The following is a 12,989-nucleotide window of genomic DNA, read 5'->3' on the forward strand; positions in this document are numbered from 1 at the left end:
TTTTTCTCCTTTTCTAAAATTAAACCCCTAATTAATAAGCTACTTATTAATTATATATAACCTATTATAATCTATTAGCTTACATTATGCACTATATCACTCAATTATATTCAGTTTTATTTAATATAATTATTTTATAAATAATTATAATCGATTATATTATACTACGTTGTATTTAAAATAGGTATTCTTATGCTACATCAATTATATTAAATGCAAGTTATCCTTATAATCATTTTACTAATATTCTGCTTCCTATCGTAAAACAGAATATATCTTTTATAAAGAAGTAATCAATAAAAAAATATTATGTTATTTCATAGTTAATAATGGTAATAAGTATAGTTTATTGAAAGGAGTCGCATTATGGAAAAGTTAGCTGTAAAAAACAATTTAGAAGATGAAGTAAAGACTCTAATAAAAGCTGGTAAAGAACTCAAGGCGAAGCTCATATAGGTATGTACGAAATAGAAGAGTCTGAAGAGAGCATATTTAAATTTAATAGAAATATATGATATGTCTGCATGTTTCGATAAATATATTTATTATTGCGATAAACTTATTAAATCAGATAAAATACTATTGAAATATAATTAACTATATCAATTATTGATATGGTGTTTTATTTTTATTTGATATTCAATGAATCACTACTGAGCTAAAATCCTCATCTGAGCTAAATTCTACCTATAAGATTTATGATTTGTAAGGTTCTTTAGCTAATTCTTGAAGTCTTTTTTTATCTAAAATTATTATTGAGTCTTCTTCTTTTTTGATAATATTTTTATCTACCAGCTTTTTTATTGTTCTTAATAAGTGTCTATAACTAGCTCCTAGCAAGTCAGCTATTTCTGTTAATTTATCAATATAAATTATTGTCTCATAACTATCTTTTATTTCTAAAGACATAGCTAAAATATAACTAGCCAACCTATTTTCTAAAGGATACAGTATGTTAACAGAACTAAAAATTGTGTAATTAAGAAATTTCTCACTCAACTTCTTGCACAAAAATCTTATAAAATTAATATCATTATAGGTTTTATCTTTAATTATACTTAATGGAATTGCAATACAAATTGTTTCAGTAATAGCTTGGATATTGCATCTTGTAATATCGTCTTCAAAAAATTCTGCATCTCCTATTATATTTAATGGCTCATAAAAGTGAAATAACAATACCCTTCCATTTTCAACAATAGTATATACTTTAATTTTTCCCTCTACTAGAAAATAAAAGTACTCTATTCGTTCTCCCTTTCTTAAGATATTTTCTCCTTCATCAAAAGAGATTAATTGCATATGTTCCTTTATATCTATTTGAAAAAGATTATCCATTTCATATTTTTTTATATAATGTTCTAGTTGGTTTTTATCCTCTAATATTTTCATCGGTTAATCCTCCATCTTTGTTATATAAAAATATCAGCACAAATATAACATATAATATTATCCTATGATATCTTTATAATATCACTATTTTGCAGCTAATATAAATCTCTTTTTAACCTTAGATGGAATATTGGCCTGTCCTTTTACATCATATTTAAATTATTCTTTCTAGTTTATAGATAATAAGTTTTTTAATATCCTAAACTTTCATCTATAATAATGACCTTTATTCTATCCTTTAAAAAATCGAATTGTCTTTTAATGACAACATGAGTATTACATATTCTATCCTGAGATTGACAATCTACGCAATATCCAAGCTTAACACATGGAGTGTCTTTATTCAGACGTTTAGCATCTATAGGGGCTGCTATATTCTTAATTCTATTCTCTGCTTCTTCTAAATCCTTAACTATCTTGTTCTTTCCTGCAACAATTATTACTTGCTTTGGTCCAAAAATCATCGGAGCTACTCTAGCCCCATATCCATCCACATTATATAGTTCTCCTTTTTCTGTTATTGCATTGACACTACATAAGAAAGTATCCGCACTAAAACATTGTGTGTATAATTTATTTTTATCCTCCATACTTAATCCTTCTTCATATTTATCTAAAAAAACATAATCACCATTTCTTAATAAGTTAATAATTCCTGTCTCAAACAGCGTCATAGAATCTCCAACTCCTACAAGAGAACTGTGTGGAATTAATTCTTTTATTTTTTCTATCAATTCTTCCTTAGTTTTTATATAGAAGCCTTTCATATTATTCTTCTCTAAATTTTTCAAAAGTCTATTAATTTTTAAATCTTGATGCCATTGTACATTTTTATCCATTTTTTTCTCCTTTTCATCAAGTGATTCTTAGCTTCAGATGGAGTTTGCTTAAAAGAAATACTTACTCCAACTGAAGGTTATTAAGAGAGTTCTTAGAAGCTTCGCTTCTTAGAAATCCTTATCCTTTAGGGGAAGAACTTATCCAGGGACGTAGCATCCGTTATGCACAGCATAAGAACTCTAAATTGCTGAAGCTCAAGAGTTCTAATATCTCTCTTATTATTAAATATTTTAGTTGATTGATTTTTAATCTTATTATATATAAAAATGATGTTAAACAATATGACATGTGTCATATGATTTAACATCACTACTCTTTGTTTAGTATAATTAAATATCACATTGTTCAATTTCTATAGCATAAGCTCCGCAATTTTCACATACCATTATCATTACAATGAAACTATTATCAATTTTTCCTAGTTTTAATAGTTGAGAAAATGATGTGTCTTCGTATTCTTTAGATATGCTGCTAATTACATATTTATTATCTTTGGTAAATATGTAAAAGTGATATTCTAAAAAATTAAAATACTTTAACTTCTCCTCTTTTCCATACAAGCATTTTTCACAAGGCTGGCTGTAATATGCTGAATCAAAACTAACTTTCATACAGCCATTTAAAAGCTCTAAAATATCCGAAAGCTCTATACCTGTAATTTCATTTTCTTCGTCACTTAAGAATATGTAATCGCAATTGTCTTTAGAAAGTTCATAGGCTTTATCTTTATAAATAAATTTGTAGCTATCCATAATGCATCTCCTCTTTATAAATCTATATTGTTCTTCTAATTTTTTTCAACAACTCTATTAATTAAATCAAGTTCTATTAACTCAGATTTAGAAAAACCTCCTCTAAAATATCTAATTTGTTTAAATTTAGTCCCATTCATTTCGAAATCTAGCACATCTATTCTATCTCCTTTATAAATTACAGGCTCTTTTTGACCTTTTATAAAAACTTGTACTTCCATGATATCTCTCCTTGAATTTAATTTATGTACTCTTCACCTCTATTTTATTATACCTCTTAATATAATTATAATCATAATAATATTTTAGAATCTCATTACTAATCTCTTCATTTATTTTATTGCTTGCGCGGCTATTATCCATTCATTGAATATCTATTAAAGTATTGTTTAGTATTTAAAATAATATTGCCACCGAAATAATTTTTACGGTGGCAACAAAGTGAATAAAAGGCTAGGATATACGTAAAATATTAAATTATTTATTAATTTGGTTTTGCACCGGACGCACCATTGCTTTTCATTATTTTTTTCATTCCTTCTGTGACTTCTATCTTTCCATCAGGCATAACCCACATAGCCTCAACGCCTTCTAGACTTTCTACAAGTGCCCTACTTTCATTATAGGGCATTAAATATGCAGTAGTTGACAAGAAATCAGCAACACCTGAATCTTCAGCTACTACAGTGATAGCACGATAATATTCTCCTGGCATAAGTGTTTGTGGATCTATAAGGTGGTGAATAGGTTTGCCATCTACAATATAATATCTTTGATAATCTCCACTACTAACTACAGATGCATTATTAAGAAAAATTGTATCAATATCACTGCCCTCATCAGAAACTATAGATTTGCTAGGATCCTGTATTCCTATACCCCAACGCTCACGAACACCATCAAGAGGTTTTTCTAGCACTCTTACATTACCTCCTGAACTTATAATTCCTGATGTAAAACCTTCAGCCATAATCTCTTTTGCTACAAGCTCAGTTGCATAGCCCTTTGCTACTGAACCTATATCTAGGCTCATCCTTTTATCTGCAAGATATACCGTACTATTTTCAGTATCCACTATTACCTTGTTTATATCCGTATATTTATTAGCATCTAATAGCTCATTCATTGGGGGTAATTTTGCATTTTCAGGGTCATCTCTTCCTTCCTCACGATAGTCATGCCATATACTTAGCACTGGACCCATGGCAATATTGGTTCTTCCTCCTGTACGATTATACCAATCTTTTGAAAACATAATCAGATCTATTATATCTTTATCAACCTTTACTGGCTTTATACCAGCATTATCATTTATTGTCTTTATATTGTTGATACCCTCATAATCGTTATATATATCATAAAGCTTATGAAGTTCTTGAAATCTTGCATGAATCTTCTCCATATAGGAATTAAACTCCTCTTCACTTTTAGTATAACCTACAACCATTGTCATAGTATCAAAGGTATCAAAAAAACTTTGGCTATATTTACTATACTCATTTTTAGGTGCTCTTTGGCAACCTACAGAAATGAACATAATTAAAAATATTACCCACAGTCTTCTGGTTACTTTTTTCATTTGTTACCTCCTCATATAATATACTTAATAAATTTTTATTTTTTAAAGGCTATTTATAAAAGCTGAAATAGAGTTTTTCCCTAGTCCAGAAGTTCTATCATAAAAACAAAAGTCGCCTTATTAAATAAGAACTAAATTTACACAAAACTCCCTCACTTGATGTGAGGGAGTTTTAGAAATATTTAAATTTTAATTTATGTTATTTTGCTTTTGAATGAGCTTCTTCAACAACAGCAATGTAATCTTGAACAGTCATAGTAACTGTTGATTTTAACTCTTCAACATCTGGTACAGCTGGGTGAGCATCGTCTCTCTTAGTAACTTTCATGCCCTTAATTTCATCTATTGTCTTACCAGACATCCATTTTTCAAGTTCATCTATTTGTTCAAACCATTCTTTTCCGATTTTTGAAACTTTCTTCATGCCATATTCTTCGCCAAGTTCAGTCTTAGTTTTGAACTCACCGTTTTTATCTGTAGTTAATTTTCCTTCTTTGCTAAATTTAACTTCAGTCTGTGCTGTATCTATTACAGTATCTACAACTTTACCATCTTTATCAAATGCAGTTGCTGACATAGTTGTATTTACATGTGCAGCTGGAAGAACTTCTTTACCGTTCTTATCTGTTCCAAGACCCTTTGATTTACCAATTGATACTTCTGTTCCTAAACCTAACTTTACAGCTCCTTCTTTAACGTCAACAGCATTTGCATATGCTTTTTCAAGAGCTGCTAAATAACCTTCAACAGTAATAGTAACTGATGATTTTAATTCTTCAACATCAGGTACAGCTACGTGAGATTCATCTCTCTTAGTAACTTTCATACCTTTAATTTCGTCTACTGTTTTACCTTTCATCCACTCTTCAAGTGCAACAATCTGTTCGTTCCATTCTTTTTCAATTTTTGAAACTTTCTTCATGCCATATTCTTCACCAAGTTCAACCTTAGTTTTTATTGGTGCAGTAATATCTGACTTTAATTTAAGGTCTTTTTCAAAATCAACCTTAGTTTGAGCAGTATCTATAGTTACTGATACAACTTTACCATCTTTATCAAAAGCTGCTGCAACTATAGTTTCATCAACTTGTCCAACCGGAAGAACTTCTTTACCATTTTTGTCAGTTCCAAGTTCTTTAGATTTTCCAATTGATGTAACATGTCCAAGACCTATCTTTGCTATGGTTGCCTCCCCTGCTGGTGCTTCCTTTCCAGCATTATCCTTTGGTGCTTCCTTTGGAGAACACCCTGCTAGCATACCAACAGCTAAAATTGTTGATAAAAAAATTGAAAGTGATTTTTTCATGTTTACCCTCCATCCCTTCAAATAAATAAATTTTTTAAATTTATTATCACATTTAGATTTTAACATATTGTTAATAAAGAAACAATACCAATTGGGTAATTTTTTTACCAATTCCACAAATGAACTCTATTGGATGTAATATATTTCATAATTTTTTGCGCTTTAAAATATCAAAGTCTATATTCTTACGTATTGTTTTATAATAAATTTAATAAGAGTATTGCAATCACTTATATACTTGATAAAATTCTTAACTAACACCATTTACCAATTACCATCTTATCCATTTTATTAATATCAATGAACTTAAAATATCATTTGTATTTAAATGTAATTACATATAAAAATATCATTTTTAAAAAATATATGTAAAATATGTTAATAGATACTTTAACAACTTTACATATTTTACCTAAACAAAGTTATACATATTATTTTTATTGAGCTAACATAACAAATTAAGTAATTTACATACTTTAGTTTTGCTCTTAGTTGTGATTATTAAAAATCAATTGTATAATATAAAAGTTATATTATATACTAATCGTACACTTTAAGAATAAATAACTTTTAATAAGATATAAATAGGTGATAATATGAAAAATAATAAATTTTTACCCATTAGTAAAGAGGACATGATAGATAGAGGATGGCAAGAATTAGACTTCGTTTTAGTTACAGGAGATGCCTATATAGACCATCATAGTTTTGGAACTGCAATTATATCCAGAGTTCTAGAAAATGCAGGATATAAAGTGGGAATAATAGCCCAACCAGATTGGAACAATACTGAGGATTTTAAAAAACTAGGCAGGCCAAGACTAGGATTTTTAGTTAATGCAGGAAATATGGATTCCATGGTTAACCACTATACTGTAAGTAAAAAGTTAAGAGGAAAAGATTTCTATTCTCCTGGTGGAAAAATGGGATTAAGACCAGATAGAGCAACAATTGTTTACTGTAATAAAATTAGAGAAGCATATAAAAACACTACTATAATAATTGGTGGAATAGAAGCAAGCCTTAGAAGATTTGCTCATTATGATTATTGGAGCGATAAGGTTAGGAAATCTATTTTAATAGACAGCGGAGCAGACCTTTTAATATACGGAATGAGTGAAAAACAAATTGTAGAAGTTGCAAATAATTTAAATGATGGATTCGAAGCTAAATACATTAGGCATATACCAGGAACATGCTATGCAGTGGATGATTTAGAGAATGTATATGATTATATCCAGATACCTTCTTATAAAGAAGTATGTTCAAATGAAAAAAAGTATGCTGAAGCTTTCAAAATTCAGTATGAAGAGCAGGACCCTATCAGAGGAAAAAATATAGTGCAAAGACATGGAGATAAATATATTGTACAAAACAAACCAGAAATGCCCCTATCAAGAGAAGAATTGGATGTAGTTTATAATCTTCCTTACCAAAAGAACTACCATCCTATTTATGAAGCTTTAGGCGGAATACCTGCCATAGAAGAAGTTAAATTTAGTATAGTTAGCTCAAGGGGTTGCTTTGGAAACTGTTCTTTTTGCGCAATAACCTTTCACCAAGGTAGAATCGTACAAAGCAGAAGTGAAGATTCTATATTAAAAGAAGCGGAAGAGATTACAAAGCTTCAAGATTTTAAGGGATACATCCATGATGTTGGTGGCCCCACTGCAAACTTTAGATATCCAGCTTGTAAAAAACAATTAAAATTAGGTGCTTGTAAAGACAGGCAATGTCTACATCCAAGCCCTTGCAAAAATATGGATGTAAATCATACGGAATATTTAAATTTGCTTAGAAAATTAAGAAGTCTACCTAATATTAAAAAAGTATTTGTACGTTCAGGATTAAGATATGATTATATAATGGCTGATAAAAATGATAGATTTTTAAGAGAGCTTATAGAACATCATGTAAGTGGTCAACTAAAAGTTGCTCCTGAACATGTATCAGCTAAAGTTTTAAAATACATGAGAAAACCTGCTGGAAAAACCTATGATAGATTTAGAGAAAAATTCTTTAAAATAAATGAAAGATTGGGAAAAGAGCAATACATTATACCTTATTTAATGTCTAGTCATCCAGGAGGCACACTGGAGTCAGCCATAGAGTTGGCTGAATATTTAAGGGATATTAATTATCAACCAGAGCAAGTTCAAGATTTTTATCCAACTCCCGGAACATTATCAACAGCTATGTTTTATACTGGATTAGACCCACTAACTATGGAAGAGGTTTATATTCCAAAAACTAAGAAGGAAAAAGCCATGCAAAGAGCTTTACTCCAATTTAGAAACCCTAAGCATTATAATTTAGTGCATGAAGCCTTAATGGAAGCTAATAGAATGGATTTAATAGGATTCGGACCAAAGTGTCTAATAAAACCAAAAGGAAACAAATCAGAGTATAGCATTAAAAATAAACAGCTTAAAGGTAACTCTAATGGTAGATCTAGTAAATCTAATGGTAAGTCTAGTGCTAGACCTAATGGTAAGCCTAATAGCAAATTAAATCTCAGCATTAAAAAAAGTAGAGGAAAATCCAAAAATAAAAGATAGATTATACAAGCATCATATTATTTTTATATTTTTCAACTAATTATAAGTAATTTTTTTAATATTTAATTCTCTTCTTGGTTAAACTTATTAGTATAAACACTAAGGGAGGAGATATTATGGCAAGAATTGCTTGTGAGGTTTCAAACTGTTCTCATAATAAAGAAAATATATGTTATGCTAATGTCATTAATGTAGGTGGTCTTAATGCAGAAAAGGATTCTGATACTTGCTGTGGCTCTTTTTTAGACTCAGTGCATTACGGTACTCTCACCAACAATGTTAATGACCCCGGAAGGCCATGCTCAGCAATTACATGTAACGTAATTAGTTGCACATATAATTCCAACAAGGTATGTTCAGCTGACTCCATACACGTAAGTGGTGAAAACGCTGATATATATACAGAAACGGATTGTTTAACTTTTAAAAATAAAAATAACTAAAATACATTATAAAACACAAGCGTTCCTTTATGATATCATAAAGGAACGCTTGTGTTTTACATATGGAAATATCTTTCTAAAAGTCCTTTAAAGGCTTTTCCATGTCTTGCCTCATCTTTACACATTTCATGTACTGTATCGTGAATAGCATCAAGATTTTTCTCCTTAGCAAGAGTAGCGAGTTCTTTCTTTCCTTCACAGGCTCCATATTCTGCTTCAACTCTTGCTTTTAAATTTTCTTTGGTATTAGGTTTTACTACTTCACCTAATATTTCTGCAAACCTAGCAGCGTGGTCTGCTTCTTCATAAGCTATTCTAGTATATGCTTCTGCAACTTCAGGGAATCCTTCCCTATCTGCTTGCCTTGCCATAGCAAGATACATACCAACTTCAGTACATTCCCCTATAAAATTTGCTCTTAAGCCTTCTATAATTTCGCTATCAACATCTTTAGCAATGCCAATTCTATGTTCATCTGCCCAAACTAACTTATCTGTAGCTTCTTTAAATTTACTAGCATCTGCTTTACAAATAGGACACTTTTCTGGCGGCGTCTCCCCTTCATGAATATAACCACATACTGTACAAACAAATTTTTTCATATGCAATTCTCCTCTATAATATATTTTCACTATTATATTTTTCTCTTTTATCATTTTTTTATTACAATATTTTCTTATTTATATATTTTATTTTGATTAATGTGGTTTTTGCTATTATTGCATAATATTTCTATAAACTTATTAATATTAATATTAATATTTAAATTTGCATATAAACAAAAATATTATCCTCATATTAATTTTTTAATATGAGGATAATATTTTTTAAGATTCATCGATATTATTTAAGCACTTAGTACATATGCCTTTAAAAGAAATATATTGATCATTAATTTTACATCCTTTTAACATATCGATGGATATTTTCTCAAATTCTATTGGGAAATTAATAATTTCACCGCACTTTTCACATTTAAAATGTCCATGATTTATTTTATTAATATCATATCGTACTTCTCTTTCTCCTACACTTACAGTTTTTATTAATTTAGCAGCTTTAAAAATATTTAAAGTATTATATACAGTTGTTCTTGACAATGTGGGAAGCTTATCTATTAACCCATTATAAATTTCTTCTGCAGTAGGATGTTCATTTAAAGTCATCAAATACTTCATTATCTTAATTCTATTTTCTGTAGCTTTAATATTATTTTTTAATAGAAACTCTTTTATATCTTTATTTGAAACATCCATTTTAATACCACCTTTATGAATTTTTAAATATATATTCTACATAAGATAATAATTATTAAATAATAATTTATTTATATTAATATTAAGTGCAATTCAAGTTTTTGTCAATTATTTTACCACTTTTCTTCTAAACATATCCACTTATAGATAATCTTTTAGTCATAGTTTTATCTTGTAGCTAATTAGTTCTAATATTCCCATATTTATTTATTTCATAAGGAAATAATGCAATATTCCAAAAATACATAATAAAAATAAAATTTTACCAAATAACCATTGACTTTTCGATAATTAATAGTTATTATTAGTTAATAAGAGGTATCAATTAACCGACAATAAAAAATAGGGGAGTGTTTATTATGGAAAAAAGATTAATAACTTCTTTAATAGGAGAAAAAGTAGAACCTTTTAAAGTACAGGCTTATCACAATGGTGAGTTTAAAGAAGTAACAGAGGAGTCAATCAAAGGTAAATGGTCAGTATTCTTCTTCTATCCAGCAGATTTTACATTTGTTTGCCCAACTGAACTAGGAGACCTAGCAGATAACTATGATAAGTTTAAAGAAATAGATTGCGAAATCTACTCTGTATCAGCAGATACTCATTTTGTACACAAAGCATGGGCTGATGCGTCTGAAACTATTAAGAAAATTAAATACCCAATGCTTGGAGATCCAACTGGTGCACTTACAAGACAATTTGGAGTTTTAATTGAAAATGAAGGCCTAGCTTTAAGAGGAACTTTTATAGTAAATCCTGAAGGTGAAATTAAGGCTTATGAAGTACATGATTTAGGAATCGGAAGAAATGCTGATGAGTTATTAAGAAAAGTGCAAGCTGCTCAATTTATTGCTGCTCATGGTGATCAAGTTTGCCCAGCTAAATGGCAACCTGGTGCTGAAACTCTTTCACCAAGCTTAGATTTAGTAGGCAAAATTTAATACATATAGAGACACTTTTGTGTCTCTATATTTGTACTATCAATTATTTTTAATCTATTATTAAGATTTTTAATCATTTAAATCACACACTTATTAAAAATTTAAATAATAGATTAACTCTATTGAGATGACTTGGAAATTTTATTGAATAAGGAGGATAATATGGATAAAATATATGATTTAATAATAATTGGTGCAGGTCCTGCTGGACTTTCCGCCGGTATTTATGCTGGTAGAGCTAAATTAGATGTACTCATTCTTGAAAAAAACAATGTAGGCGGACAGGTGAAAACTACTTCTGACATAGCTAACTATCCTGGACTACCTAATGTCACTGGTCCAAAACTTATGGAAGAAATGCAACTACAAGCTAAAAACTTTGGTGTGCAATTTGCTAAAACGGAAGTAACTGATGTAAACTTTACTAATGATGTTAAAATAATTAAAACCAATACAGGCGAATATAAAGGAAGAGCTGTTATTATTGCTACTGGTGCTTCACCAAGAAGGTTAGGTTTCCCTGGTGAAGAAGAGTTTACCGGAAAAGGAGTTGCATACTGCTCTACTTGTGACGGAGAGTTTTTCCAAGACTTAGATGTATTTGTTATTGGTGCTGGTTTTGCTGCTGCTGAAGAAGCAATATTTCTCACTAGATTTGCTAAAAAAGTTACTGTTATAGCTAGAGAACCTGAATTTACTTGTGCCAAAACCATTGCCGATAAAGTACTTTCCCATGAAAAAATTGAAGTTAAATTTAATACAGAGATTTTAGAAGCTGGTGGAGAGGGTGTTCTCAACTACGCTAAGTTTATAAATAATATAACCAAAGAAACTTTTGAATATCATGCCTCCCCTAAAGACGGTATATTTGGTATATTTGTTTTTGTAGGCAATCAACCTAAAACTGAATTATTTAAAGAGCATGTTTCCTTAGATAAATTTGGGTATATATTAACAGATGAACACATGAGTACAAATGTCTCAGGAATATACGCCGCTGGTGATCTGCGTCCTAAAGACCTTAGACAAATCGTAACAGCTGTTTCCGATGGCGCCATTGCAGCTACTAGTGCTGAAAGATACATCACAGAGTTAAAAGAAAGACTAGGTATTAAAGATTTGTCACATCATAATGTTACAAATATTCCAGATGTTACTGCTGAATCCACTCATGATTCTAATTTAACTGAATCTCATAATAATGAGTTTTTAAGTAAAGATATTAGAAATCAATTAAAGGATATATTCTCTCGTTTAGAAAAAGATGTGACATTGGTTTCTATAGTGGATTTAGATAATCCAAAGTCCATAGAACTAAAAAATGTATTATTGGAAATTGGCCAGCTTAGTGAAAAAATCAATGTAGAAATTTATGAAAAACATGCAAATCCTAAAATGGAAGAAAAGATTAATGCTGACAAATTTCCAGTGGTGTCATTTTTAGATCACGAAGGTAATTATAGCGGTGTAAAATTCCATGGAGTACCTGGTGGTCATGAGTTAAATTCTTTTGTCCTAGCTATATATAATCTTGGTAGCAAAGGTCAGCCTCTGTCTTCACAAATACTTGAGAAAATCAAATCCATTGACAAGAAAACAAACATAAAAGTAGCAGTTTCACTTTCATGCCATCTCTGCCCAGATGTGGTTGTAGGTGCTCAAAGAATTGCTATTGAAAATCCTAATGTAGAAGCGGAAATGATTGATTTATCAAACTTTCAAGAATTAAAAACTGCATATAAACTTATGAGCGTCCCAGCAATTATTATAAATAACAAAACTGTCCACTTTGGTTCCAAAAATATTGAAGAATTAATAGATATCATTAACTCCTAACTTAATTCATAAAAAGTGCCGAGCAAACTTATATATTAAGAGTCGCTCGGTACTTTTATAAGTTTAAATAATAATTACTTCTTTAT

12 protein-coding genes are annotated in these 12,989 nt (G+C 29.7%); 4 read left to right on the forward strand and 8 right to left on the reverse strand.

The window, feature by feature from the left end; genetic code table 11:
* Positions 1 to 696 precede the first annotated feature (696 nt).
* The 6 genes from KQI86_RS02570 to KQI86_RS02595 form a co-directional block, all read right to left on the reverse strand.
* Positions 697 to 1,392, reverse strand: coding sequence for a cyclic nucleotide-binding domain-containing protein (locus KQI86_RS02570; protein WP_216437592.1), 696 nt, complete (start codon positions 1,390 to 1,392; stop codon positions 697 to 699).
* Between the two features lie 191 nt (positions 1,393 to 1,583).
* Positions 1,584 to 2,231 (reverse strand): lactate utilization protein, encoded by a 648-nt coding sequence (locus KQI86_RS02575; RefSeq protein ID WP_216437593.1) that lies wholly within the window; start codon positions 2,229 to 2,231, stop codon positions 1,584 to 1,586.
* A 330-nt stretch (positions 2,232 to 2,561) separates the two neighbouring features.
* Positions 2,562 to 2,984: a DUF3785 family protein gene (locus KQI86_RS02580; RefSeq protein WP_216437594.1), complete on the reverse strand. Its 423-nt coding sequence runs from the start codon at positions 2,982 to 2,984 to the stop codon at positions 2,562 to 2,564.
* A gap of 35 nt (positions 2,985 to 3,019) precedes the next feature.
* Positions 3,020 to 3,205, reverse strand: a complete 186-nt coding sequence (locus KQI86_RS02585) for a hypothetical protein (protein WP_216437595.1) — start codon at positions 3,203 to 3,205, stop codon at positions 3,020 to 3,022.
* Positions 3,206 to 3,468: 263 nt separating this feature from the next.
* Positions 3,469 to 4,563, reverse strand: coding sequence for an FAD:protein FMN transferase (locus KQI86_RS02590; protein ID WP_216437596.1), 1,095 nt, complete (start codon positions 4,561 to 4,563; stop codon positions 3,469 to 3,471).
* 199 nt (positions 4,564 to 4,762) lie between these two features.
* Complete coding sequence (locus KQI86_RS02595; protein ID WP_216437597.1) at positions 4,763 to 5,869, reverse strand: hypothetical protein; 1,107 nt, start codon at positions 5,867 to 5,869, stop codon at positions 4,763 to 4,765.
* Positions 5,870 to 6,465: 596 nt separating this feature from the next.
* Between KQI86_RS02595 and KQI86_RS02600 the strand changes: the two genes are divergently transcribed.
* Both KQI86_RS02600 and KQI86_RS02605 read left to right on the forward strand, forming a co-directional pair.
* Positions 6,466 to 8,427 carry a YgiQ family radical SAM protein gene (locus KQI86_RS02600; protein ID WP_216437598.1) on the forward strand — a complete coding sequence of 654 codons (1,962 nt, stop codon included), beginning with the start codon at positions 6,466 to 6,468 and terminating at the stop codon, positions 8,425 to 8,427.
* A gap of 116 nt (positions 8,428 to 8,543) precedes the next feature.
* Complete coding sequence (locus tag KQI86_RS02605) at positions 8,544 to 8,870, forward strand: DUF1540 domain-containing protein (RefSeq protein WP_216437599.1); 327 nt, start codon at positions 8,544 to 8,546, stop codon at positions 8,868 to 8,870.
* A gap of 56 nt (positions 8,871 to 8,926) precedes the next feature.
* Here the strand turns inward: KQI86_RS02605 and KQI86_RS02610 are convergent, their stop codons facing one another.
* On the reverse strand, positions 8,927 to 9,472 hold the full coding sequence (locus KQI86_RS02610) for an NADH peroxidase (RefSeq protein WP_216437600.1): 546 nt from the start codon (positions 9,470 to 9,472) through the stop codon (positions 8,927 to 8,929).
* A gap of 225 nt (positions 9,473 to 9,697) precedes the next feature.
* Complete coding sequence (locus KQI86_RS02615) at positions 9,698 to 10,126, reverse strand: Fur family transcriptional regulator (RefSeq protein ID WP_216437601.1); 429 nt, start codon at positions 10,124 to 10,126, stop codon at positions 9,698 to 9,700.
* Positions 10,127 to 10,485: 359 nt separating this feature from the next.
* Here KQI86_RS02615 and ahpC point away from each other — a divergent pair, with 359 nt between their 5' ends.
* Together ahpC and KQI86_RS02625 are read left to right on the forward strand one after the other, a co-directional pair.
* Positions 10,486 to 11,067, forward strand: a complete 582-nt coding sequence (ahpC, locus tag KQI86_RS02620; RefSeq protein ID WP_216437602.1) for an alkyl hydroperoxide reductase subunit C — start codon at positions 10,486 to 10,488, stop codon at positions 11,065 to 11,067.
* Between the two features lie 162 nt (positions 11,068 to 11,229).
* Entirely contained in the window at positions 11,230 to 12,903 is a 1,674-nt protein-coding gene (locus tag KQI86_RS02625; RefSeq protein ID WP_216437603.1) for an FAD-dependent oxidoreductase, read from the forward strand.
* The last annotated feature ends 86 nt before the right edge of the window (positions 12,904 to 12,989 follow it).

The sequence above is a fragment of the Clostridium mobile genome, assembly GCF_018918285.1.
GTDB classification, from domain to species: Bacteria; Bacillota; Clostridia; order Clostridiales; family Clostridiaceae; genus Clostridium_AW; species Clostridium_AW mobile.